This is a genomic window from Ruminococcus sp. Marseille-P328, from assembly GCF_964249465.1.
GTDB lineage: Bacteria > Bacillota > Clostridia > Lachnospirales > Lachnospiraceae > Blautia_A > Blautia_A faecis.
Map to the genome: position 1 here is coordinate 62,280 of NZ_CAXUBQ010000021.1, position 24,298 is coordinate 86,577.

31 protein-coding genes, 1 tRNA gene and 1 pseudogene are annotated in these 24,298 nt (G+C 42.0%); 20 read left to right on the top strand and 13 right to left on the bottom strand.

Features of this window, described 5'->3' with window-relative positions; genetic code table 11:
* Window positions 1-75 precede the first annotated feature (75 nt).
* Window positions 76-157 (bottom strand) — tRNA-Tyr (locus ACESTK_RS14800).
* Between the two features lie 4 nt (window positions 158-161).
* Between ACESTK_RS14800 and ACESTK_RS14805 the strand changes: the two genes are divergently transcribed.
* The 9 genes from ACESTK_RS14805 to ACESTK_RS14845 all read left to right on the top strand — a co-directional run bounded on the left by ACESTK_RS14805 (window position 162) and on the right by ACESTK_RS14845 (window position 11,212).
* Window positions 162-401, top strand: a complete 240-nt coding sequence (locus ACESTK_RS14805) for a DUF6783 domain-containing protein (RefSeq protein ID WP_373120105.1) — start codon at window positions 162-164, stop codon at window positions 399-401.
* Window positions 402-521: 120 nt separating this feature from the next.
* Complete coding sequence (fba, locus tag ACESTK_RS14810) at window positions 522-1,391, top strand: class II fructose-1,6-bisphosphate aldolase (protein ID WP_118581582.1); 870 nt, start codon at window positions 522-524, stop codon at window positions 1,389-1,391.
* Window positions 1,392-1,703: 312 nt separating this feature from the next.
* Window positions 1,704-2,981 carry an ABC transporter substrate-binding protein gene (locus tag ACESTK_RS14815; protein WP_118581585.1) on the top strand — a complete coding sequence of 426 codons (1,278 nt, stop codon included), beginning with the start codon at window positions 1,704-1,706 and terminating at the stop codon, window positions 2,979-2,981.
* Window positions 2,982-3,175: 194 nt separating this feature from the next.
* Window positions 3,176-4,030: a carbohydrate ABC transporter permease gene (locus ACESTK_RS14820; RefSeq protein ID WP_118581588.1), complete on the top strand. Its 855-nt coding sequence runs from the start codon at window positions 3,176-3,178 to the stop codon at window positions 4,028-4,030.
* Entirely contained in the window at window positions 4,030-4,866 is an 837-nt protein-coding gene (locus tag ACESTK_RS14825; RefSeq protein WP_118581591.1) for a carbohydrate ABC transporter permease, read from the top strand. Before ACESTK_RS14820 ends, ACESTK_RS14825 begins: the two co-directional genes overlap by 1 nt.
* Window positions 4,867-5,081: 215 nt before the next feature.
* Complete coding sequence (locus tag ACESTK_RS14830) at window positions 5,082-6,683, top strand: response regulator (protein ID WP_226855044.1); 1,602 nt, start codon at window positions 5,082-5,084, stop codon at window positions 6,681-6,683.
* A complete protein-coding gene (locus ACESTK_RS14835; protein WP_226837566.1) occupies window positions 6,574-8,475 on the top strand; it encodes a sensor histidine kinase in 1,902 nt (633 codons plus the stop codon). The genes ACESTK_RS14830 and ACESTK_RS14835 overlap by 110 nt, the downstream gene beginning before the upstream one ends.
* Complete coding sequence (locus tag ACESTK_RS14840) at window positions 8,459-10,306, top strand: sugar ABC transporter substrate-binding protein (protein ID WP_147422324.1); 1,848 nt, start codon at window positions 8,459-8,461, stop codon at window positions 10,304-10,306. Before ACESTK_RS14835 ends, ACESTK_RS14840 begins: the two co-directional genes overlap by 17 nt.
* Window positions 10,307-10,309: 3 nt before the next feature.
* Window positions 10,310-11,212 carry a radical SAM protein gene (locus ACESTK_RS14845; RefSeq protein ID WP_373120111.1) on the top strand — a complete coding sequence of 301 codons (903 nt, stop codon included), beginning with the start codon at window positions 10,310-10,312 and terminating at the stop codon, window positions 11,210-11,212.
* A 222-nt stretch (window positions 11,213-11,434) separates the two neighbouring features.
* Here the strand turns inward: ACESTK_RS14845 and ACESTK_RS14850 are convergent, their stop codons facing one another.
* The 11 genes from ACESTK_RS14850 to ACESTK_RS14900 all read right to left on the bottom strand — a co-directional run bounded on the left by ACESTK_RS14850 (window position 11,435) and on the right by ACESTK_RS14900 (window position 18,613).
* Window positions 11,435-12,013, bottom strand: a complete 579-nt coding sequence (locus ACESTK_RS14850) for a manganese catalase family protein (protein ID WP_226815746.1) — start codon at window positions 12,011-12,013, stop codon at window positions 11,435-11,437.
* 72 nt (window positions 12,014-12,085) lie between these two features.
* Entirely contained in the window at window positions 12,086-13,513 is a 1,428-nt protein-coding gene (locus ACESTK_RS14855; RefSeq protein WP_215659598.1) for a recombinase family protein, read from the bottom strand.
* 176 nt (window positions 13,514-13,689) lie between these two features.
* Window positions 13,690-13,917, bottom strand: a complete 228-nt coding sequence (locus ACESTK_RS14860) for a hypothetical protein (protein ID WP_373120114.1) — start codon at window positions 13,915-13,917, stop codon at window positions 13,690-13,692.
* A gap of 76 nt (window positions 13,918-13,993) precedes the next feature.
* Window positions 13,994-15,070, bottom strand: a complete 1,077-nt coding sequence (locus ACESTK_RS14865) for an Ig-like domain-containing protein (protein WP_373120117.1) — start codon at window positions 15,068-15,070, stop codon at window positions 13,994-13,996.
* A gap of 44 nt (window positions 15,071-15,114) precedes the next feature.
* Entirely contained in the window at window positions 15,115-15,585 is a 471-nt protein-coding gene (locus ACESTK_RS14870) for a hypothetical protein (RefSeq protein ID WP_373120120.1), read from the bottom strand.
* Between the two features lie 34 nt (window positions 15,586-15,619).
* Entirely contained in the window at window positions 15,620-15,898 is a 279-nt protein-coding gene (locus tag ACESTK_RS14875) for a DUF4160 domain-containing protein (protein ID WP_373120122.1), read from the bottom strand.
* A complete protein-coding gene (locus tag ACESTK_RS14880; protein WP_373120123.1) occupies window positions 15,882-16,172 on the bottom strand; it encodes a hypothetical protein in 291 nt (96 codons plus the stop codon). The genes ACESTK_RS14875 and ACESTK_RS14880 overlap by 17 nt, the downstream gene beginning before the upstream one ends.
* A gap of 36 nt (window positions 16,173-16,208) precedes the next feature.
* Window positions 16,209-17,390 (bottom strand): NINE protein, encoded by a 1,182-nt coding sequence (locus tag ACESTK_RS14885; protein WP_373120126.1) that lies wholly within the window; start codon window positions 17,388-17,390, stop codon window positions 16,209-16,211.
* A gap of 11 nt (window positions 17,391-17,401) precedes the next feature.
* Window positions 17,402-17,896, bottom strand: a complete 495-nt coding sequence (locus tag ACESTK_RS14890; protein ID WP_373120128.1) for an ImmA/IrrE family metallo-endopeptidase — start codon at window positions 17,894-17,896, stop codon at window positions 17,402-17,404.
* Between the two features lie 202 nt (window positions 17,897-18,098).
* The gene (locus ACESTK_RS14895) at window positions 18,099-18,182 is read right to left on the bottom strand and encodes a putative holin-like toxin (RefSeq protein ID WP_226815750.1); all 84 of its coding nucleotides are present in this window, start codon (window positions 18,180-18,182) and stop codon (window positions 18,099-18,101) included.
* Window positions 18,183-18,289: 107 nt separating this feature from the next.
* The gene (locus ACESTK_RS14900; protein ID WP_148463669.1) at window positions 18,290-18,613 is read right to left on the bottom strand and encodes an XRE family transcriptional regulator; all 324 of its coding nucleotides are present in this window, start codon (window positions 18,611-18,613) and stop codon (window positions 18,290-18,292) included.
* A gap of 191 nt (window positions 18,614-18,804) precedes the next feature.
* On the opposite strand from ACESTK_RS14900, the gene ACESTK_RS14905 reads away from it, so the two are divergent.
* The gene (locus ACESTK_RS14905) at window positions 18,805-19,020 is read left to right on the top strand and encodes a helix-turn-helix transcriptional regulator (protein WP_148463668.1); all 216 of its coding nucleotides are present in this window, start codon (window positions 18,805-18,807) and stop codon (window positions 19,018-19,020) included.
* A 1-nt stretch (window position 19,021) separates the two neighbouring features.
* On the top strand, window positions 19,022-19,207 hold the full coding sequence (locus tag ACESTK_RS14910; protein WP_148463667.1) for a hypothetical protein: 186 nt from the start codon (window positions 19,022-19,024) through the stop codon (window positions 19,205-19,207).
* Window positions 19,208-19,340: 133 nt separating this feature from the next.
* Here ACESTK_RS14910 and ACESTK_RS14915 read toward each other — a convergent pair whose 3' ends face one another.
* Window positions 19,341-20,180 carry a hypothetical protein gene (locus ACESTK_RS14915; protein WP_373120132.1) on the bottom strand — a complete coding sequence of 280 codons (840 nt, stop codon included), beginning with the start codon at window positions 20,178-20,180 and terminating at the stop codon, window positions 19,341-19,343.
* A gap of 109 nt (window positions 20,181-20,289) precedes the next feature.
* Between ACESTK_RS14915 and ACESTK_RS14920 the strand changes: the two genes are divergently transcribed.
* From ACESTK_RS14920 to ACESTK_RS14960, 9 genes and pseudogenes are all read left to right on the top strand, one after another.
* Window positions 20,290-20,673 (top strand): hypothetical protein, encoded by a 384-nt coding sequence (locus tag ACESTK_RS14920; protein ID WP_373120135.1) that lies wholly within the window; start codon window positions 20,290-20,292, stop codon window positions 20,671-20,673.
* Between the two features lie 45 nt (window positions 20,674-20,718).
* Window positions 20,719-20,889, top strand: a complete 171-nt coding sequence (locus tag ACESTK_RS14925) for a hypothetical protein (RefSeq protein WP_195699481.1) — start codon at window positions 20,719-20,721, stop codon at window positions 20,887-20,889.
* Window positions 20,890-20,911: 22 nt separating this feature from the next.
* Window positions 20,912-21,076, top strand: coding sequence for a hypothetical protein (locus ACESTK_RS14930; protein ID WP_226815784.1), 165 nt, complete (start codon window positions 20,912-20,914; stop codon window positions 21,074-21,076).
* A 117-nt stretch (window positions 21,077-21,193) separates the two neighbouring features.
* A complete protein-coding gene (locus ACESTK_RS14935) occupies window positions 21,194-21,442 on the top strand; it encodes a hypothetical protein (RefSeq protein ID WP_373120138.1) in 249 nt (82 codons plus the stop codon).
* 90 nt (window positions 21,443-21,532) lie between these two features.
* Complete coding sequence (locus tag ACESTK_RS14940; protein WP_195699478.1) at window positions 21,533-21,724, top strand: hypothetical protein; 192 nt, start codon at window positions 21,533-21,535, stop codon at window positions 21,722-21,724.
* Between the two features lie 2 nt (window positions 21,725-21,726).
* Entirely contained in the window at window positions 21,727-22,668 is a 942-nt protein-coding gene (locus ACESTK_RS14945; RefSeq protein WP_373120140.1) for a YqaJ viral recombinase family protein, read from the top strand.
* Between the two features lie 15 nt (window positions 22,669-22,683).
* The gene (locus tag ACESTK_RS14950) at window positions 22,684-23,538 is read left to right on the top strand and encodes a recombinase RecT (protein ID WP_373120142.1); all 855 of its coding nucleotides are present in this window, start codon (window positions 22,684-22,686) and stop codon (window positions 23,536-23,538) included.
* Between the two features lie 104 nt (window positions 23,539-23,642).
* Window positions 23,643-24,080, top strand: coding sequence for a hypothetical protein (locus ACESTK_RS14955; RefSeq protein WP_195699475.1), 438 nt, complete (start codon window positions 23,643-23,645; stop codon window positions 24,078-24,080).
* A 12-nt stretch (window positions 24,081-24,092) separates the two neighbouring features.
* A pseudogene (locus ACESTK_RS14960) lies at window positions 24,093-24,298 on the top strand (hypothetical protein); the annotation flags it as partial.

A 24,298-nucleotide genomic window follows, 5' to 3' on the forward strand; every position in this document is an offset into this window, starting at 1 on the left:
GTGGATGGAGAAGGATTCGAACCGCTTTGGCGTATGACAGAAAAATTCCAGAGCGAATATGCTCTGGAGTAGTAGTGGATGGAGAAGGATTCGAACCTTCGAAGGCATCGCCAGCAGATTTACAGTCTGTCCCCTTTGGCCACTCGGGAATCCATCCGTGAATGAATTTATTATATACAAAGAAGAAAGTTTTTGCAAGATATTTTTTCAGCTTTTTTGATGTTTTGCGCGCCAGAGCGTGTTTGAAAAAGCATTCCCGCAATCTGCCCGCCCCACTTTGCAGTATATTTTGCCTGAATTCAGTTGCCGTAGCCCGCTACGGCGCCTTCATCCGGACAAAATCTTCCACAAATTGTGACGCACATCTTGCAGAAAGCTTTTTTCAAATACGCTCCAGGTGAATGAAAAAAGAATCAATAACTCATTTTTTTTGCAAAGAGGTAGACGAATGGGGAAAAATCTGCTAAACTACAGACAATGGAAATAGTTAAGGTGTTTCCAAAGATAGGAGGAATTTTATCATGTATGAGTTAGTTAATGCAACAGAAATGCTGAAAAAAGCAAAAGCTGGACATTATGCAGTAGGTCAGTTCAATATCAACAACCTTGAGTGGACAAAGGCTATCCTGCTTACAGCACAGGAACTGAACTCCCCGGTTATTCTGGGCGTTTCCGAAGGCGCTGGTAAGTACATGGCTGGTTATAAGACCGTTGTTGGAATGGTTAAAGGTATGATGGAAGAGCAGAAGATCACTGTTCCGGTTGCACTTCACCTGGATCACGGTTCATATGAAGGATGCCTGAAATGTGTTGAGGCTGGATTCTCATCCATCATGTTCGACGGTTCTCATTACCCGATCGAAGAGAACGTTGCTAAGACTAAAGAACTGGTTAAGATCACAAGAGAGCATGGAATGTCCTTAGAGGCAGAGGTTGGCTCCATCGGTGGTGAGGAAGATGGCGTTATCGGTATGGGCGAGTGCGCAGATCCTAAGGAATGCAAGATGATCGCTGATCTTGGTATCGATTTCCTGGCAGCAGGTATTGGTAACATTCATGGTAAATATCCAGCTAACTGGAAGGGCTTAAGCTTTGAGACTCTGGATGCAATCCAGCAGCTTACAGGTGATATGCCGTTAGTACTTCACGGTGGTACAGGTATTCCTACAGACATGATCAAGAAAGCTATCGACCTTGGAGTTTCCAAGATCAATGTTAACACAGAGTGCCAGCTTTCTTTTGCAGAAGCTACACGTAAATACATCGAGGAAGGCAAAGATCAGCAGGGTAAAGGATATGACCCACGTAAGCTTCTTGCACCTGGCTTCGATGCAATCAAGGCTACTGTTAAAGAGAAAATGGAAATCTTCGGATCCGTTGGAAAAGCTTGAATATGATTTTTCTCCGCACATGCGGAAAGAGAAAGGGGACTGCGCAAGCAGTCCTCTTTTGCATATATGAGATGTTTCACAGACTGCTTTTTCCAATAGGTTCTGGCTTGTGACCCGAATTATTATTCAAAGTCTGGATCTGATAAAAATTGTAATGTTTTGTACAAGTTGCGACAAAATGTCCATATTCAAATATCACTCTCTAAAAAAATGAACATGTTTCTTGATTTTTTATCATGGTTTTTTAACAGAAAAATCAGTATTATATAAACATCTTAAGAAACGGTTCTCAAAGAAAAGGAGAGTAAAATTATGAAGATGAGAAAAATCGCAGCAATGGGACTTAGCGCAGTTATGGCAGCTTCTATGGTACCGGCATTACCGGTTATGGCTGATGATGCAGCTGGAAAGGTTTACTACTTAAACTTCAAACCAGAGCAGGATGAAGCATGGCAGAACCTGGCAGCAAAATATACAGAAGAGACAGGCGTTCCGGTAACAGTTGTTACAGCAGCTTCCGGACAGTATGAGACCACACTTCAGTCTGAGATGGCTAAGAGCGATGCTCCTACACTTTTCCAGGTAAATGGACCAGTAGGACTTAAGAACTGGAAGGATTATTGCTATGATCTGTCCGGATCTGATATCTATTCACAGCTTACATCTGATGCTTACACTGTAAAAGACGGTGATGCAGTTGATGGTATCGCATACGTAATCGAGTCCTATGGACTGATCGTAAACAAAACCTTACTGGAAAAAGCTGGTTACACAGTAGATGACATCAAGAGCTTTGATGATCTGAAGAAGGTTGCTGATGACATCCAGGCAAGAAAAGATGAGCTTGGAGTGAAAGGTGCTTTCACAAGCGCTGGTATGGACGGATCCTCTGACTGGAGATTCAAAACACACCTTGCAAACCTTCCAATCTACTATGAGTATCAGGCAGATGGCATCGATGATACAGATGCAATCAAGGGAACATACCTTGATAACTATAAGAACGTATTTGATCTTTATATTACAGATTCTACCTGCGATGGAGCAGAGCTTTCTGCTAAGACAGCAGATGACTCCCGTAACGAGTTCATCAACGGAGATGCAGTATTCTATCAGAATGGTTCCTGGGAATATGGCGAACTGTCCAAGACATACAGTGATGACGAGTTGGCTATGATCCCGATTTACTTCGGTGTTGATGATGAGAATGAAGGCCTTGCAACCGGTACAGAGAACTTCTGGTGTGTAAACAAAGAAGCTTCCGAGGAAGATATCCAGGCAACACTTGATTTCATGAACTGGTGTGTAACTTCTGAGGATGGAACAAAGGCTATGTCAGAAGATATGGGCTTCACAATTCCTTTCAAAACAGCACAGGAATCCACAAACGTATTTGTAAAACAGGATGCAGAGTATACAGCAGCTGGTCTTACACCTGTATCATGGAACTTCACAACAATGCCATCTGAAGAGTGGAAGAACGGTCTTGGTACAGCACTTACATTATATGCAGCAGGAAGCGGTTCCTGGGATGATGTAGTTTCCGCATTCGTTGACAATTGGGCAACTGAGAAAGCTCTTTCCGAATAATCGTAACAGGTAATAAATTTCTTTCCAACAACATATAATATGTCCGGAAGAAATTCAGGACATAATATAGAATGGTGAACAGGGTGGGGAGGCGAAATACAGCCTCCCCATTTTAATGGGAAAATGATGTAATGTTTTGGGGTGGCGGATAACCTTCCGCAAAGGTGTCATAACAGGAAAAGGAGGAGTGAAAAATGGTAGGAAAATCTCTGAAAAAATGGTGGCCGGTATTTGTTCTGCCAACATTGGCTGCATTTATTATCGGTTTCTTATGGCCGTTTATCTGGGGTATTTATCTTTCATTTTGTAAATTTTCAACTGTAAAAGATGTAGTCTGGGTTGGACTTTCCAACTACCAGAAAATTTTTATCGGCGGTGACTTCAGTCATGCATTCTGGCTGACCGTTGTATTCGCATTTGTTTCCAGTATTCTGATCAATGTGCTGGCATTTTCCATTGCACTGGCTTTGACAAAAGGATTCAAAGGAACAAACGTGTTCCGTACTGTATTCTTCATGCCGAACCTGATCGGTGGTATTGTACTTGGTTATATCTGGCAGACACTGTTAAACGGTCTGCTTTCCATGTGGGGACAGCCTCTTCTGAAGTTGTCTGCAACAAATGGTTTTATTGGAATGATCATTCTGTTGTTATGGCAGCAGATTGGATATATGATGATCATTTATGTGGCTGGTCTTAATAACGTATCTCCGGATCTGATTGAGGCCGCACAGATTGATGGCGCAACCGCAACACAGATCCTGTTTAAAATCAAGATTCCGATGATCATGCCATCTGTTACAATTTGTACATTCCTTACTCTTACAAACGGATTCAAGATGTTCGACCAGAACCTTTCCCTTACAGGCGGAGATCCTGGAAAACAGTCACAGTTACTGGCACTGAACATTTACGATACATTCTACGGACGAAGTGGTCCTGCATGGAAGGGTATCGGTCAGGCAAAAGCAGTTGTATTCTTTGTACTGGTTGTTGCGATCGCATTGATCCAGCTTCGTGCAACATCATCTAAGGAGGTGCAGGCATAATGGCAGATAAGAAAAAAAGTATTATCCCAACTATAATTCTTTCTATAATTTCAATTATCTGGATCTACCCGATTGTTATGATCCTGTTTAATTCCTTAAAAGTGGAGTCCGCAATTACTACATCTGGTGTTTTCCAGTTTCCTACATCTGAGACCTGGAACGGAATCCAGAACTTTATAGCCAGCGTCACACAGATGGATTTCCTGAAATCCTTCTGGTACAGCCTTGTGATCTCAGTTATGTCTGTTGTTTTGATTCTGCTTTGCTGTTCCATGTGCGCATGGTACATTGTACGTGTAAACGGCTTGCTTTCCAAGGTTCTGTATTACCTTTGCGTATTCAGTATGGTTGTTCCTTTCCAGATGGTTATGTTTACCCTGGCAAAAACAGCAGATACTTTGAAACTGAATAATCCATACACCATTTGCATTGTTTACCTTGGATTTGGTGCCGGACTTGCAGTATTTATGTTTACCGGTTTTGTAAAAGGAAGCCCGCTGGAAATTGAGGAAGCTGCCATGATTGATGGATGCAGTCCTCTGCAGGTTTTCTTTAAGATCTTGATTCCGATTTTGAAACCAACCATTATCTCTACTGCAATTCTGGAGCTGATGTGGGTATGGAACGATTACCTTCTTCCAACACTGGTTCTGGATATTAAGAAGTATAAAACAATTCCAATGGCAATCCAGTATTTCCGTGGAAGTTATGGTCATGTGCAGATGGGACCGATGATGGCAAGTATTATGATCGACATTATCCCGATTATTGTTGTATATCTGGTTTGCCAGAAATATATTATCGAGGGAGTTGTTGCAGGTGCAGTTAAGGGTTGATTTCTTTGGGTAAAAGAACGGTTTTTACCTGAGAAATTTGGAGATTATTCCCTTTTCAATATGATACCAGAATGTTAAAATAAAGATAGTTCTTTGCAGAGATGCGAGGGGCTATCTTTATCTTTATATAAGATTTCATGTGCGCCAGACAGAAAAAAAGAGGCAGAAGCAACAGGCGATATGAAATTTCTGGCTTTTCTGACAGGCGGACATAAATGACAGTTGGAAGAGTTGTCCCGGTGTTAAATATAATAAAAGATCGGAGTACCAATATGTACAGAGTTTTGATAACAGACGATGAGAAAATTGAGCGGGAGGGAATTAAATTCCTTCTGGCACAGGAAGAGGGAGAATACGAGATCCATGAGGCTGCCAATGGCAGGCAGGCACTGAATGTATTGCGAAGTGAAGAGATTGATTTTCTTTTAACAGACATAAAAATGCCTCATATGGACGGTCTGGAGCTGGCTAGCAAGGTCAGAGAAGAGTATCCCAATCTTCCAATTGTAATTTTTAGTGGATACAGTGATTTCGCTTTTGCCCAGGAAGCTATGCGTTACGGAGTGAAGGATTACGTGCTGAAGCCGGTTGATCCGGATACCTTTCATACAACTATCGGGAAAGTAAAAGCAGAGCTTCAAAGTATCCGGTCCAAGAAGCAGAAGGAAGAGAAAGGGAAGAATTTTCTTCTTCAGTATTTTCTTCAGACTTACCTGTATTCCGGAAATGAAGAAGTGTTGAAAAAAGCTGGGGAGATTTTAGATGAATCTAACTGGGAGCAGTGGCACTGTGCGATTCTTATCGAATCAGATAAGGCATTTTTTGATAATGTTCCAGATAATATTGATGAGGAACTGATGCAGGGATTGCACCGGAATTTCTTTTACCTGAATCTGAATACCAGACAGTCTGTGCTGTTTTTTTCTGATGTGTACTGCGATTATCAGCTGGTTGCCAAGCATTTATATGACATTTTGAAGCAGAATTACTCTGCAAGTTTTCACCTTGCAGTGAGCAGCCGGTTTGAAGGGCATGAGGCGCTGCCTGAAATTATGTCCCAGTTGGAGCAGACCATGGAGGAGAAATTTTATCATCCAGATGTGCATGTGTTTAATAATGAGGCCTCTGACAGCCAGCCGGTGAATGCGGAGACACAGGATTCCCGTCTGATGGAGAAGATTTCCGAAGACATTTCCCGCAAAGATGTGGAGCAGCTGAAGAAGCATTTTGAGTGTCTGGTGAAGAAATATGAGAATGATACCCGTTTCTCTGCCATGTATGTGAAATTTGTTTTTTCCAATGTGATCCAGGAGCTTTTTCAGGAAAATCAATTCTCTGAGGAGCGGAAGCTGGATCATGAGGTAGAGCGGCTGTACAGTTGTACCAATCTGAAGCAGATCCTTGCAATCACCCAGGAGAATATTAAGGAGTACGAGGAGTTTCTGGAGCGTTCCATGAGTGATTCCAGAGATGAAGTTGCTTCTGTGAAGAATTATATTTACCAGCACTATGCGGAGGATTTAAGTCTTGAGACATTGGCGGAGAAGGTGTATTTGTCTTCTGGCTATCTCAGCTTTATTTTTAAAAAAGAGACTGGTATGAACCTGAACCGCTTTATACGTGTGGTTCGGATGGAAAAGGCGAAGGAGCTTTTGTGTAATTCTAATATGAAGGTGGCACAGGTCAGTGAACAGGTAGGAATCCCCAATGTTTCTTATTTCTGCAGAAGTTTCAGGGAATATTATGGAAGCAGCCCGGAGTCCTATCGGAAAGGAACCGGTGAAGAGGATGAAAATACCGGCAGTCATAAAGAATAAATTTGAGAATATGAAATATCGTCATAAGCTGACTATTCTTCTTGTGACAGCCAGCCTGGTTCCCATGATCCTGCTTGTATTGTATAGTCATGACCGCATGAGCAGTCTGCTCCGGGAAAAAGAAATGGAGGATATGTCTTCCATTCTGGAACAGACCGGAGAGGGAATCGACAGCCAGATAGAAGTTTTTTCCAGTCTTCTGAATTATCTCACTTATTCCCCGGATATTGAGGATCTGATCACTGAGAAAAATATGGATAATTATCAAGCGTATATAAAATATACAGAAGTAGCAGATCCTCTTTTGTCTGTACCAAAGTCTTATCATGATGCCATTATACAGATCCAGTTGTTTGCAGAAAGCATTAAAGTGCGCCATGAGTATACACTTGTGCCTTTGTCAGAGGTGGATAAGGAGTGGTGGTATGACAAACTGGAAGAGGATGTGTCTGTGCAGTGGGTGGTGGACAGCCAGATACCGGAGATTGCAGCTGTAAGGCGGATTTATACTGGCAGAGAGCAGACAGCAGTTCTTTGCGTTACACTGGATTATAATAAGATTTTTCAGCCCTTTGAAAAGATTATTTCTGCAGAATCCGGGGGCATGATCCTGGATAAAGGGGGAAATGTTCTGTTTCAGAAGGAAATGCTGGGTGAAAAGGAAGAAAAGGATTCGGGAGAGGCTGTCTCCAGGGAGTTTCTGGAGTCCGGGCAGGGAGATTATGCTTTTGTAAACCGGAAGAACGCGGCTTGCGGATGGATTTTTTATCTGTATAAGCTGCAATCAGCAGTGGACAGCTCTGTGTCAGGAATCCTGGTCAGCGAGATTCCCCTGATTGCGGCCTGTGTAGCCATAATTCTGGTGTTGGGACTTTCTTTTTCCAGACTTTTTACCAGAAAGATCGAGGAGCTTACCGATAACATGAACCGGGTAAACCAGGGGAGCCGTGAGGTTACGGTGGACAGCAATGCTGGAGATGAAATTGGCCTTCTGGTGCGCAGCTTCCGAAGCATGATGGACGAGATCAATCGTCTGATCCATGAGGTTTATGAGAATAAGATTGCGTTGAAAGAGTTTGAACTGAAGGCACTGACTGCCCAGATCAACCCTCATTTTTTGTATAACTCCCTGTCTGTTATCAACTGGATGGCTATTCGAAGCAATCAGAGGGAAATCAGTAAGGTTACTTTGTCCTTATCTATGTTCTACCGGACTGCTTTGAGTAAGGGGCAGGATATGGTAACTGTGGATAACTGTATTCAGAATATTAAGGCGTATCTGGATATCCAGCTGGTGATGCATGACAATGATTTTCAGGTGATCTGGGACATTGACCCGGAGGTGAAAGGAGATATTGTGCCTAAATTGCTGCTGCAGCCTGTTGTGGAGAATGCATTGGAGCATGGGCTGGACATGAAAGAAGAAGGAGAGAAGATTCTGAAACTGTTTTTTGTAAAGGACGGTGAGGATGTGCTTCTTGCTGTGGAGGATAATGGACCAGGAATGGAACAGGAAGAGGCAGATAAGCTGGTAACTTACAAGGCTTCCGGATATGGTCTTAAAAATGTCAATGACAGAATGCAGCTTCTTTATGGGATGGAGTACGGAATCAAGGTGTTTAGCCAGATTGATCAAGGCACCAGGGTAGAAATGAGAATTCCAAGAGAAAAAGCGGATGAGGAGGCTGTGGCAGCCGGAGAGTTTTCTACGAAAAAGTTTTTGCAGGAACCGGAAGAAGACACAGAGGACACAACAGGAAAGAAAGGTGGAAAAAGTGAAGAAAAAAAATAGAATTCTGGTATTGGGACTGACTTTTTCCATGTTGATTTCGTCTGGTTCATTGACAGGCTGTGATAGCGCAGCTGGAAATATGGGAAAAGAGACAACGGGTGTGGAATACGAAGAAGCAGATTATGAGCTTTCTGAGGAATCATGCAGTGATTCCGGAATTGATGCAGCTGACCCAGGCACTGTAGACAACGAGACGGAAAAGACAGCAGAAAACAGAACGGATGCAGAGAAAAGTACAGAAACAGAAGAATCCCAGACAGATAATTCTACAGATAGCGGATTGTGGAAAAAAGCTTCCACAACTCCGTATGGAAAGTACCCGGAGCTTGTGACTTATACTTTAGGACAGATGAGCGGTGCCAATAATTCCAATCTTCCAGCAGGAAATACCTACGAAGACAGCGCTTATACCAGATATCTGAAAGAGATTCTGAACGTGCAGAATGAAAATGCCTATATGGAGCGGGAGGATCGCTACGACGAGTATGTGAATGTGCTGGTAAATGATCACACTTTGCCGGATGTACTGGTGGTTTCAGACAGGGAGACTTTAAATGTTCTTGTGGAAAATGACATGGTGGAGGATCTGACTGAGGTTTATGCAAACTGTACCTCCCCGAGAATCAAGGCCATGTATAACAGCTATGGTCCCCAGCTTCTCGGTGCAGGAACCTTTGATGGTAAGCTGATGGCGCTTCCGGAAGCAGTAATCGACCACGGTCCCTGTCTTTTGTGGATGAGAAAGGACTGGATGGATCAGCTGGGTCTTGCAGAGCCAGAGACTCTGGAAGAGGCTATGGATATTATCCAGGTTTTTCAGGAAAACAGGATGGGAGCAGAGGAAGGGGAAGATCCTGTGGGACTTGTGTGTGATACAAATTTTGTGTCTACTACCAGTCAGAATTATTCGGTGGAACCTGTTTTTGAAAAATTTTATTCTTATCCAAGAAGATGGATCAAGGACAAAGACGGGGAAATTGTCTATGGTTCTTTGACAGAGGAGACCAGATCTGCCGTTGCTTATTTGCGTGAGCTATATGAAAGAGGAATACTGGATCAGAACTTTGCCCTGCGTGCTCAGAATAATCTCCGTGATCTGGTAGTGGAAGGTAAATGCGGTGCGTTTTTTGGACTTTGGTGGGCACCGAATAATCCGCTTATGGATGTGGCTGAGAATGATCCGGAAGCAGACTGGGAGCCTTATTACCTTACTGCTGAATACCAGGAAAAAGATAACGTTTATGCTTCTTTTCGGGACAACAAATATGTGGTTGTGAGAAAGGGTTACGAACATCCGGAAATTGTAATGAAAATTATCAGTGTTCTGTTTGATTACAGCCGGTTCGAAGATGAGGAAAATGCGGATGAGATCAACAGCTATTTTGCTTTGAATGTGGACCCTACAGCCAGACCGCTGGTTATTAATGTGGATTATAATGAGGCAATTTATAATGTTACGAAGGATATCAGGAGAGTAATGTCCGGCAAGCAGAAGGCAAGTAATTTAAGCGCACTGGAGAAGTCTTACTATGATGCCTGTATGAAGTATTTGAGCGGGAAAAATGTAACTGTAGAGGACTGGGCTGCGTACAAGTCCAGAATTTCAGCAGTGGGCGTGCTGGTTGACGGCCATTATAGTTCGGTGCGCAGAACATATCTGGTTGATTCGGATGGAGAGATTCCCAACATGCTTGCTTCCCTGGAGAAAAATGCCTTTATTCAGATGATCATGGGAGAGCAGCCCATGGATTACTTTGATACCTTTGTGGAAGAGTGGTATGACCAGGGGGGAAGGGAACTGACCGAGAAGATCAGAGAGGAGAATTCGTAATTTATGCGAGAAGAATTATTTAAGAATTGTACCTTATGCCCCCGGAAGTGTAATGTGAATCGTCTGGAGGGCAAAAGAGGATATTGTGGCATGGACAGTACTATAAGGGCTGCCCGTGCCGCTCTTCATATGTGGGAGGAACCTTGTATTTCAGGAAAAAAAGGATCAGGGGCTGTTTTTTTCTCTGGCTGCGGCTTGCGGTGCTGTTTCTGCCAGAACCGGGATATTGCCATTGGGGATTCCGGAAAAGAAATTTCAGTGGAGCGGCTTGCTGAAATTTTTCTGGAATTGCAGGAAAAAGGGGCGGCAAATCTGAATCTGGTCACTGGGGCGCATTATGTGCCGCATATTATTTCGGCGTTGGAGCTGGCCAGAGGAAAGGAAATGAGTCTTCCAGTCGTGTACAATTCCAGTGGGTATGAGAGCGTGGAAACTATCCGGAGACTGGATGGTTATGTGGATGTATATCTGCCAGATATGAAATATATGGAGCCTGAATTGGCTGCTGCTTTTTCCAACGCAAGGGATTATCCGCAGGCGGCGCAGAGTGCAATTGCCGAAATGATGCGTCAGACCGGTCCCTGTCAGTTTGCGGAGGATGGATATATAAAACGCGGGACAATTGTTCGTCATCTGATTTTGCCAGGGCATACCAAAAATTCTATTGCAGTATTGAAATATCTGTACCGGACTTATGGGGAGGATATTTTTATCAGCGTAATGAACCAATATACACCTGTCTGGAAGAATGAGAAATTTCCGGAACTGAATCGGAAAGTGACCAGACGAGAGTATGAAAAGGTGTTGGACGCTGCCATTGAGCTTGGAATCGAAAATGGCTATTTTCAGGAAGGGGAGACCGCGGAGGAAAGTTTTATACCGGCGTTTGATTATGAAGGGGTATGAAAGAAAAAGTATTATGCACGAATCCGATGATATAGTTCCAGAGGATATTTGTGGTGACTTTGAAGTTGAGTAAACGAACAATTGGTATGGGGAGAAAAAGCCTGCTGACTACTGTTTTGAAGCTGCCCAGCAATTGCCGGGCAGTATTAGAGCGTGTTTAAAAAAGGTTTTCTGTGAGATGTGTATTGCTGTTACGGTTATCTTTATGACCAGCAGCATATGCTATTTTGCTTCAGGTGCACAGCTTGCAGAGCAGGGATTGTCAAAGCCTGGATTGAAAGCGTAGAAGTTTTTAGCATCCAACTGTTCCTGGATGGAGCGAAGTGCTTCACCAAATCGCTGGAAATGTACCACTTCCCTTGCACGCAGGAAACGGATAGGATCAGCAACTTCCGGGATATTTCGTACTACACGGAGAATATTGTCATAAGTGGAGCGTGCTTTCTGTTCTGCTGCAAGGTCTTCAAATAGATCCGTGATTGGATCACCTTTACTCTGGAATTCGCAGGCATTAAATGGAACACCCCCTGCTGCCTGTGGCCACACGCCAACTGTGTGGTCAATATAATATGGTCCCAGCCCGGAATTCTCAATTTCTTCCATAGTGAGGTCACGGGTAAGCTGGTGAACCATGGTGGAAACCATCTCCAGATGCGCCAGTTCTTCAGTACCGATATCATTAAGCACAGCTGCAGAGGTTCGGTTCGGCATGGTAAAGCGCTGGGAGAGATAGCGCATAGAAGCACCGATTTCTCCATCCGGGCCACCGGAGTCCGATACCCTATAATAGATAAAATTCACTTGTTTTTTGGAAAAGAGTTAAATCTGAATTAAGAAATAGTACAATCGTAACCAGTGAAAAATTGATATGTTTTAGATGATAATATCAAAATACACCATTTCAGCCTCTTTGTCAAATACAATCTGATCGACTATAGTTCGAATAAAGTTCCCTTTTGTACTACTTTCGGCAGCAGGATCCAGGAGAACATCATACACACTTCGAATCTGTGAAAGGACATTATCCCTGGATGGATCTTCTGGTTTTTGTGTTTCCAGTTCCTTGATATTCTCTAAAAGAGATTCCCTTTGTTTCTGCAGTCTTATCTTGTTTTCTTTGTATTCTTCCAAAGTATCAATCTCATTTTCATAGGCAAGCTTAATTCGCAGCTCCCTGGTTGAAAGTCTGGCCAGTTCCTGCTTCAGCTGTTCCAGTTCTCCATTTTGCACCGGCGCAGTTGTCTTGGGAACATACTGGAAATCCGCGCCATCCAGAAGCTGCTTCAGGTAATCGATGACAAGCTGCTCCATTTTCTTAACTGAGATGGCCACGGAGGTTTTGTGATAACCCTTTGCGTATTTCCAGCACTGAAAGTAAGGACAGGCTCCGGATCCGGTATAGGAGAGGGTGGCGCCACAGATGGAGCATTTGATCAGACCGGAAAGCCAGTGCTTACAGGTGGAGGCATTCCGGTGTTTTGCTGGTCTTCGTCTGGCATCCATAAGCTTGATGCGCTTGTCAAGCTGCTCTGTGGTATAACGTGCTTCATGGGTTCCCTCAAAAGTCTGTCCATTCCAGTTTACAATGCCGGCATAAAAGGGATTGCGCAGGATATAGTCAATATTGCGCCGCTCAAACAGATTTCCCCGCTTGGTCCGGTAGCCCAGATCATTACATTTTCTGGCAATGGCAGTGGTGTCCTGGCAGTAATCATCATACTGGGACATGATGTAAGAGACAATTTTGAATTCCTTTTCATTGATCTTATATGGCTTTCCGTCCCCGACTGCATCATACCCAAGGGGAGGAGAAATCTGGTACCCCTGTTTTAATGCCTTTTCGCCCATGCCGCGGAGCACTTCACCAGACAGGCGGATAGAGTAGTATTCATCCATCCATTCAATAATACGCTCAATCAGACTGCCGAAAGGTCCATCTATAACCGGCTCAGACACGCTGATCACGTCCACACGGTCCTTTTTCAGCATACTCTTATAAACGATGGATTCCTCCTGGTTGCGGGCAAATCGGCTGAATTTCCACACCAGGATCACATCATAGGGATGTTCCGGAGATTTGGCCTGTGCAATCATTCGCTGGAATTCTTTTCGCTTCTTTACATTACGCCCAGAGACACTCTCCACAAAGACTGCGTCCTTCTGGACAACAATCCCATTACTCTTGGCATAGTCCAGGAGCAGACGCTTCTGCGCGTCCGGAGACAGCTCATCCTGCTCATGGGTGCTGACACGGATATACAGTGCGCCCATGCGCAGATCATCAGATTTTTGTTCGGTCATGGTATCACCTCGATTATAATTATGTAAAAATAAGTACAAAAATAACAGCCAGCCAGAACACAGGTTCCGCTTGCATGGCTGCCCCGAAGATGATACAATATTTTTGCTGAAAATAAGGTGCATCTTCGGATGTGCTGGCCGGTTCCTGTTAGCGCAGGAGCCGGTTTTTCTTTTATTTAGTTAATTCCAAGCTCTTTCATCAGATCTTCCTGGGAAATTGAAGGCTGATAGTCTGGATCACCAGCCTTGTAAGCTGCTATTGCAGCAAGCTCATCTGGATAAGGGGCAACTTCTTCTGCATTGCTTAAAGCAAATGCTCCTTGGATTAAGTGCGCTTTAGCTGGTTTTATCTCGGAGTGAGTAGTTTCTGTGCCATCATTAAGTGTCATAAATGGATACATCATAATTTTAGCATCTTACCTTTTATAATAAATGTCTCGTTGTTTGTTCGATAATAAGGGCAACATTTGGGAAATTTATTTAGTTGATAGGAACATTAAATATTGCAGAGTATTTTGTATAGCTGTTTCCTGCATAATTATCAATATACACTTTTAAAGGCCCTTTGTGGTCTACTGCAATGCAACTCTGTGCATGGCATTTAGCCCCAACAGGAATACACTGTGGAAAATATGTAGGAGAGTTTGGATAGTCATATCCTGCATATCCATTAGAATCTATAACTCTTTCTATACCTAATGATATAAATAAACCATCCATCATGTCGTCAGTATATCCAATGTTTTCATAAGTATAATCAATTAAATATACAGCCGCAGGATTTTTGTCTGAATATGGATTCCTTTCTGACATTTCGGTAGCATAATTAATCGTAATTTTCCACTGACCTGGAACCGTCCATGTTTGTCCAAGGTTGAATACTGGTGTTGAAACGGTTGTGTCATTGCTATTGTTTGATGGTGCAGGAGTGGTCACGGTCAGTGACTGCGAAAACTCATAAGTAGAAACTTTTGCGGTAATAAAAACAGTACCAGCTTTTTTTGCAGTTACTTTCCCTTTTGAGTTTATGGACACAACAGAACTATCACTGGAAGTCCATTTTATTTTTTGTTTTGTTCCAGAAACCTTAAACTGATAAGATTTACCAACGGATAGAGAAGCTGTTTTCTTTGACAATTTAGGCGTTTCTACAATCAGCTTACATTTGTAGGTGATTTTTCCCTTTTTAGCGGTGATTGTAGTCTTTCCTTTTTTCTTAGCAGTTACAATTCCTTTAGAGGATACAGTAGCAACTTTTTTATTAGAGCTTGTCCATTTGAATTTAGAACCAGAAATTTTTAATTTGGCAAGTTCTGTAGTGCAGATATATGCCGTAACTGTTTTTCCCTTTTTTAATTTGATTGCTGAACGGTATCCGCCGCCGGTTACGGAACTTGCTCCGGAGACATTCTGACTAGAAGAATTAGTTCCTGGAATAGAGGCTGTAGGATTGTCGCTGAATCCACTTCCGTCTCCGAAATCTTCTGCATATACTGGCGTAAAGGCTAGTAGTATGCACATAACTAAGGAAATTAGTAGTGACTTTTTCTTTCTCATATAAAACCCTCCCATAATATTTTTTATTAAAACGCCGGAGCGAATTAATCTGTTTTACTTACTGTTTTCATCACTGTAAATGAAGGTTCAAAAAAGATAATGTAATTATCAACTGTAGCATAAACCCCATGTATGGAATGATAACAGTCCAGCGCTTCTTTCAAGTATTCCGCAGTCGCATCCAGATACTCAGCCATCTCATACAAACTCCGGCATCCAGCTTCATAGGCCTGTACAATCCCAATCAGCCCAATCTTAAGATTATATCCGTAAAGCCGCGCCCTGTATTCCTGCTTGCGGTTCATAACATCATTCTGATCAAGAATGTTTCCAACAGTGGTGTAGTGGTGACCAAGCTCTTCTGCCAGGATGCAGGACTTTTCTGCCTTGGTGGGAAGTGAAAGGTTGATAGCAATCCGATTTTTGTATATTCGCCCACCATAACCCGGAATATTTTTCTCTTTAACAATCAGATGTTCCGAATCGGATATAGTTAATAATTCTTCATAAGTCAAGCGAAATCATCCCCTTTCTAAAGGGCTTATCAAATTAGCAGTAGTAACTGATCTGATGGAATGTTGAATACCAAAGATCGAGAATATCTTTGCTTCGTGCTTCGATAGTCTGCATAATTGTGCGAAGCTGCCTTGAAGGAATCTTTGATTTATTATGGCATAGCAGACAGCCGCCGTTCCTGGTAATCCATATTTTAGTAGCAGTAGGTGATGGAACTCCTTCACACACGTGCACATACACTGGTTCCAGTGGATCATTTTCATTTACCCAGAAATATACAATATATCCACCGATTTTAAAAACTCGAGGCATTATCCATTCCTCCTTCGAATCCGCCTTCGCGGGCTAGTTGCATGATAATATGTGCAACAGAAGAGAGGTAATCTTGAAAATATTTAATTTCCTCTTCTGAGAAGCCATTTATTTTTTCCCATTTGTAATCAGGAAGCCAGCAAGTAGCTGAATGAAAATCCTCGAAGACAGGTTTTTCTATACATACTTTTACCTGTTCGCGTCCGTCTTTTTCAATTGCTTCTGAATGTACAATTTCCGTGTTGTCATTGAGTGTCATAAATGGATACATCATAAGGCAATCATCCTTTCTTAATCAAAATTTTGATTATTACTGACGGAGTGGAGCCCCGGTATTATCGCGAAAGCTTCCGAGAGCTATTTTGAAAATATCAATAATCCATCCAAATCCAAATATCCCGAAGGTACAGGTATATAAAATACCCTTTCCAATCTTTCCGACATAATACTGATGTGCTCCAAACATCCCTAAAAAGACACATAATAGAAGAGCCGTCTTCTTTCTTTTATCACTTGTAATCGTAACATAGTTTGCCATGGAATATTCCTCCTTGTTTTGATTGGCATAAATTGCCTTTTCCTCGGTTGTTGGATTAGAAAAAGCATATTTTTGTAGTAACATTTTGCATTCTTCATTAGAAAAAGCTTTTTCAGCGGTTACTAAATCGCTAATAAGAGCTGAAAAATTTTCTTCCGAACAATATTGTTTATTGAACAGACATTGCGAATAGATAATACTTGGCAGAACTTCCGAATAGTGTTTGCGTAGGTAAAATAAGCGATTAGCAATCCATGCAATAAGAGTCGGTTGGTTTAATCGGGAATATCCATTTATGTCAAAACAAATAGTCATGCAAAAATAGCTGAATGCTTTGACATACATTTTATCGTCTTCTAAAAGTAGTGCCATATTTAAATAAGTTTCTCTTAAATCAGTATATTTAGATTGGAAAGAATACTCTAATATACGATCGTTAAAAATATTCCATATTACATCATTATCAGAATAACAGGGCGGAAAAAGTTGTCTGTGTTTATTGTAAATGGACATAGGAATATTATATTTATTCAATTTGGATTTAAGCCGTTCTTCTGGCGCGGGTGTAGGAGGATTTTCGCGCGAATCCCAGAAGCTATAAAGCAGTTCCTTTCCTTTATCTGTTAAAATGTAGTGTTTTTTTCCAAAAAAAGAAGAATCGAAGTTGTTAATACGGTTGATTAATTCTTGCTTATTTCCAGAGACTTTAAGGTGATGTTCATGCAAATAAGTTTTATAAACAGCTATTGTTAATAGTTTTTGATCTTCAGTGCTAGTGGATAAACGTATTAGCCCCTCTGATATACAAAAATCGCAAAACGAGGGTCTATGAATTGTGAGATTTAGTTCTCCCTGAAAATCTTCATCTATTTTAGCATTTTTTAATCGGTTTAATGCTCGGTATTCAATATCACTAAAAGAATTTAAGCTAAAATTCGATTTTACTGTGTTCATTTAATATCCTTTTATAAACCAATAAAATGGTTTGGTTCAGCAACTGTTTTCATTACCGTAAATGTAGGCTCAAAGAAAATTATGTAATTGTCTAAAGTAGCATAAACCCCATGTATGGAATGATAACAATCCAGTGCTTCTTTTAAATATTCTTCTGTAGCATCCAGGTATTCTGCCATTTCATATAGGCTACGGCATCCAGCTTCATAAGCGTGGGTGATTCCGATCAGTCCGATCTTGAGGTTGTAACCAAAGAGCCGGGCTCTGTATTCCTGTTTTCGGTTGCTGACCTCAGTCTGATCAATAATATTACCGACAGTCGTGTAGTGGTGACCAAGCTCTTCGGCCAGGACACAGGATTTTTCAGCCTGGGTAGCAATGGATTTGCTGATAGCTACAGTATTGTTACAATATAAGCCTTTTATGTTTGGACTATTAAATTCATAGTCCATTACGTCTATACCATCCGCGCAGGCTTGGTCTTGTAATTCCTCATATGTGCTCATATAAACACCTCCCGCTCTAGTATATCTCAATACGTGTACAAAAATCTGTACAGCTGCTTCAGGAAAAAAGAAAATTGACAAATATTTCAGAGTGACATATAATATATTTAACAAGGGAGCTGGAAGGTGACTGCACTTCACCCAACCCAGCGAAAATAGTTAGCTAAAAAATAGCCGTTGATCTCGCCAAAGATTAGGACGGCTATTTTTTATGTGCATATGTAAGTATGGCTACGATTAAATTAGCAAAAGTCAACATAATCATAAATGTCTCGTAATCGCTCATAAACTTCACCTCCTCCGTAAGGTGTCCGGATTAGGCAAAGAGCACGTCCCCCAGTTCCCTGGGTAAATATATTATATTGTCAATGTACATTCTGGCAGATCTGCCAATTATTTCCTTTTGTTTTTCACAAATTCAGCAAACTGGCGAATTTCGTCCAGCTCGTCTTCGGTGTATTCTTCGCCATCAAAATGAGCTGCAAGGGTGGTGGGTTCGTTAGACGCAAATAATAATTCTCCATCGACAAGCTTTTCAGCGTCAAGTCCTAATTCGCGTGTTATTTTAAGGACATTTGTGATGTTAGAATTTGCAATTCCTCTTTTTAAGATACTGTCTAAAGTAGTCCAAGGCATATTTATTTTCTCTGAGAATTTCTTTAAGCTTCCATATCTGGATATTATTAATTCTTTTATCTTAGATTCTAATTCTTGCATATATAATGCCTACCTTTCTCTGTATCTTTAACGCTATATTAGCATTGAAATCTCGAAAAATCAATATAAATATACGCAAATTAAAAATAATATCTCAAAAATTCGAGAAAAACATATTGACAATCACGAAAATTCGTATATACTGTAAATGTAATCACGAAAATTCGTAACAAAGAGATGGAGGTGATGGAATGTTTCCTAACTTGGAAGCTGAAATGGCAAGATCCAAGATAACCCAATTGCAGATGGCCGAAATGTTAGGGGTAACACCAACGACACTTTCTTTTAAGTTAAACGGAAAGAGTTCTCTTTCATTAAAAGAATGTGTGCTTATAAAACAATTAATGTTCCCAGACAAGACACTTGACTATCTGTTTGCAACAGATGAGCGGAAGGAGGTAAGCTGAGATGCATTTTCAAAGTGTTCAGTTTAACAATGGAAATGTTTTTGACGGAGAGAAAATCGGAGAACTTGTTTCCGAAATAATAAACAAATTCTCCGAAGCTGGTCTCTCATGCGATGAAGCAAAAATTGTACTGGATGAAGCTAAGGGAATCCTTGGGGAGTTTAGTGCAGTCCAAAAGATTCCCTAAAGATTTTTTGGACGAACCAAGAGAGAAAGGAGCGTAGGGAAAATGGAAAAAGAAGTCGCTTACCTGCGAAAACAAGTAAAGGAATTAAGAATAGCTTTACTTGTTACGCAGGTGACAACGATCGTAATGACTGTTATTTTGGGATATCAGTGCCTTCGTTCGATTTGGAATTATCAGTACCTTCTTCAACAGGTGAGCATGTGTCTTGAGTCTGTGAATACTGTTTATGCAGCTCTTCGACAGTTTCTTGCAGTTCTTTGATAGTTTCAGCTTCACTGGAGGAAGATGTATCAATATCGTGAAGAAGTTGCCGTAGCATTTCGTTTTCAGAATATTGGAGCTGAAATCGAGCTTCCTCAACTTGTAGCTGTTTCTTTTGTGTGTCAGCAGAGGAAGGATTAGATTGAGCAATTGCAATGGAGATTGTGATGATTGCACTAATGATTGCTTCAATAATGGAGAGCAAGATTGATGTAGGCATCTTTATTCTGCGATTGCCAATGGGAATACAAACAGAATCTGGCAATTCATAAGTTTTGGCTGCTTGATCATCGACGATTACATAGTCATCTTTTGGTAGTCCTCCAAGATTTTCTGGATAGTCAAGAGTTTTGGAGGGGATATGCAGTGCAGGAGTAAGATTTAAAATCTGTTGTTGGAGTTCATGGTACGGAAAAGCATTTTTTAATGATTCACTCAAAGTACTGTATAAACCAGCTCTTACATTGTCATGAATAGCTGAATTTAAAGATTCAGACAATTGGGAAAGTTGAAAGGCAACCGATGAACTCATAATGGAACTATACGACTGAATGAGTTCTTTATAGGGAGCCGCTAAGGTTTCCTGTATTTGCTGAATCTGTGAAGGCGTTGCAATTGAGGGCAGAATGTTTTGTACACATTCGAGATGAATGTTAGAAATTCTTTTCATAGTTTCCTGAAGCTCTGGGCTTAAAAAAGGGTTGTATTTCATAAGATCCTCCTTGTTGGTTTACTAGGCATGGCAGTGCCTGTAATTACAGAATAGGAGACTTAAAGAAGAAAGTCAAGCAACACAGTTCGAGACATTTCGACAGAAAGAGGTGATTAAAATAGCTAACTGTAGCACTGAATTAAATGCTTTTTTGAGTTTTCTTCGCACCTGTGAAGAGTCTAACCGGCTGGCAATTCTCACAGAAAATGATATGGATCGTCAGACACAGGATATTTTACATAATATCGAGCTTAACGAAAACAGCCAGTATGACTATATCTGTCAGGGATTTACCTTGCGGGATATACGACGGAAGCGGAGAAAGGCAAAAGACATGAAAGAAGCAACAGCTCCAATCTGTAGCTGGATGAAAGAGAACCGGAAGGTGATCAGTGATCTGGAACGGCTGCTTGGAGATGTAAGGAAGCAGGAGAAACAAGCTCAGAACCGTTCGTACACAAACCGGACAGAGGTTATGAAAAAGCTGAAGTAACTCCGTACAACCATGATCCATACCATAGTAGCAGGGGAGGTGATTGTGATAGGAATCAAATTTACTCGCAGATTTATCATAGACGGCGTGCCATACAGGATAGATCAGCTTCCAAAAGCGCAGGTGACGAAGGAACGGGCACTGAAAACTGAAGCGGAGCGAGTTGATCTGGCAATGGCTATATATAATTTCGAAAGAAAGAAGGCTGCCGGGTAAGGCAGCAGAAAGGAGGCAAGCTGTGAAGCGTAACATAATCATATCTGTCATCATAGGCACCCTTGCTACATACCTGCCGTTCTGGCAGTGGGACGGGCTGCAGGTTGCAGGAGCTATAGCATTATCAATGCTTGCATGGATGCTGATACAGGGCACAGAGCCAGAAGGGAGGAGACATGTGGGATAAATTACTTACATTCGCACCATATATATTTCTTATTTTGTTTTGGATATGGATTGTGCTGAAAAATTAGTGAGTACTAATGTAGCCTAAAAGAAGAACCAATCTGGAAAGGAGGAGACCATGGTTTTAGAAAAAATGATAGATGAGTTATATGAGCTTTCGAAGAAAGCTATAGCAAGCGGAATCCATGTAAGTTTCGAAATAGGATTAGATGGATATCCATGCCGGGTTTGGGTGGAGGAACCTCCAGAAAGCAAAATGACTGCTTATGATATCTATCGCGAAGAAGTAATGATGAAAGAATCCGTTAAAAACTACGAAGCAGCCAGGGAGCATCTTACCAGGCTGTTGAAAGAAAATGGATCCTGAGAGTTGGGAGCTCATCAGGATCCGGTGTCCAATGGACAAAAATAGTTTATCACCCTCTTATTGTAGAGGAGAAAGAGAGAAAAATCAAGTATGAGAAACAGAATTACAATTGCAAATCCAAACGGAATCGGATATAGGATCCCTGGCTGCAGAGCATCTTCTATTCGCTTGGAGTGGCAGCAGGAGCAGACCGTATTGTTTGGAACAGTGGCAGACCGTTTGGGCGAGTATGAAGACCTTGGATCTATAGAAGAATTACGTGAATTAAAGAAAGGAAGATAAGGATGAAATTAAACAGATTAGTATCTACTTCGGGAATGGACCATGCAACGTGGCTGGAATACCGTAAAAAAGGAATTGGTGGATCAGATGCGGGCAGTATCTGCGGCTTAAATCCATATGCAACCGCGATTTCCGTTTACCAGGATAAAACCCAGGAAGAGATTACTGAAAAAGCAGATAATGAGTCCATGAGACAGGGACGCGACCTGGAGGAGTATGTAGCACGCAGGTTTATGGAGGAGACCGGAAAGAAAGTGCGCCGCGCCAATTCTATTTTTTACATGGAAGAAAATCCTTTCATGCTAGCCAATGTGGATCGGCTGATTGTAGGAGAGAACGCAGGACTGGAGTGTAAAACAGCTTCCGCCTATTCTGCAGATAAATGGAAAGATGGACATATCCCGGAATCCTATGAAATCCAATGCCACCACTATATGGCTGTGACCGGGGCTGATGCCTGGTATATTGCCTGTGTGATCCTTGGCAGGGAGTTCGTGTGGAGAAAGATTGAGCGTGATGAGAGTGTTATCCAGATGCTGATCGAAGTAGAAAAGGATTTCTGGAATAACAATGTACTGGCTAAAAAGATGCCGGCTCCGGATGGAAGTGAAGCTGCAGATAAGATTTTATCCGAATATTTTAAAAATTCAGATCCGGATAAAGTTGTTCCCCTGATTGGCTTCGATGAAAAGCTGAAACGAAGATCGGAGATCCTGGAGCTTCAGGACAAGCTGGACCAGGAAAAGAAGCAGATTGAACAGGAAGTTAAGCTTTTTATGGAAGATGCGGAGAAGGCTGATTCCGATAAATATTCAATTACATGGAAATCCATAGTATCGAGCCGGGTAGATTCGAAAAAGCTGAAGGCAGATCATCCGGATATCTATAAGGAATATGCCAAAGAGTCATCCAGCAGAAGATTTACTGTAAAAGAGATTGCATAACAGGAGGAAGAGAGAATGGGAGTAAAGGATGCATTAGCAGAGAAAACAGGAACTAAAGGCGAGGTAAAGCTTACTAAATCCATGAGTATTGCGGATATGATCAAGGCCATGAAGCCTGAGATTGAGAAAGCACTTCCCAAGGTTATCACCCCGGAACGTTTTACCAGGATGGCATTATCTGCCTTAAATACCACTCCGAAGCTACAGGAGTGCAGCCAGATGTCTTTCCTTGGTGCGCTTATGAACGCAGCACAGCTGGGGCTTGAGCCGAATACACCGCTTGGACAGGCTTATCTGATTCCATACAAGAATCATGGAAAGCTGGAATGCCAGTTTCAGATCGGATATAAAGGGCTGATTGATATGGTTTACCGCAATGACAACATTCAGACTGTACAGGCCCAGTGTGTTTATGAGAATGATGTGTTTGAGTATGAATTGGGACTGGAGCCCAAACTGGTACATAAACCGGCTATTAAGGACAGAGGGGAAATGCTTTTGGTGTATGCGCTTTGGAAAGCAAAGAACGGCGGATATGGCTTTGAAGTCATGAGTAAAGAGGACATTGATAACCACGCCAAAAGGTTCAGCCAGAGTTTTGCCAGCAGCTTTAGTCCCTGGAAAACGAATTATGAGGAGATGGCAAAGAAAACCGTCATTAAGAAATGCTTGAAGTATGCGCCTTTGAAATCTGATTTTGTGCTGCAGCTTTCCAATGATGAAAGCGTAAAATCAGAACTCAGTGTAGACATGTCGGAGGTGGTCAACGAGCAAGAGCCTATTGATGCTGATTACCAGGAAGTATCCCAGGAGGCTCCGGATGATACAGGAACTGCAGAAGCCGTAAACAACCAGGGCACAGCAGAATAAAGAGCAAGTGGTGCTTCCTATCATGGAAATGCGTCATTATATATCACAATACGTTGATACCTGGCAGTACCTGTTCATGCTGCCAGGTAGGAAAGGAGTAAGAAATGCAGCATATTGACATGGAAAAATTCGCAAATGGTGCGTTTACGGAACAGATTAACAGAGAGCTGAAGAAGGTGACGGAGAACATCCAGGATCCGAATACAGACGCAACCGCCAAGCGGAGGATCACTGTTGTGATCGAATTTAAGCCGAATGAGGCAAGGAATTTTGTTACTACTGGAGTACAGGCAAAATCCACCCTGGCACCGGCTCTTGGAGCTGTGACAGCCCTCAGCATGGGCAAGAACATCCGTACAAATGAGGTGGAGGCTGTTGAAATCGGCAGCCAGATCCCAGGCCAGGTGACCATTGAGGAGGTAACGGATTCCTTTGACGAGAGAGAAAAAACACCTCGCCAGGTTGATCCTTCCACAGGGGAGATTCTTGAACAGACGGAGCATTCAGACAATGTAATTGATTTAAGAGCCAGACAGGCATAAGGAGGAAGAAAGATGATCAAAGAAGCAATCAAGTACATCACAGATTTAAAAGCAGAAGCAATGGAACCGAAAGTTGTCACGATTGCAGGCAAGACCTATTGTGATAAGGTCCTGAGCAGATATGACGATGAACCTATGGCAGAGCCAATTGAGGCGTCCAACTTAAGCAGCATGATTGATTATATCTTGAGCTGCACCAAGGAACTCAGAGAGTCCAT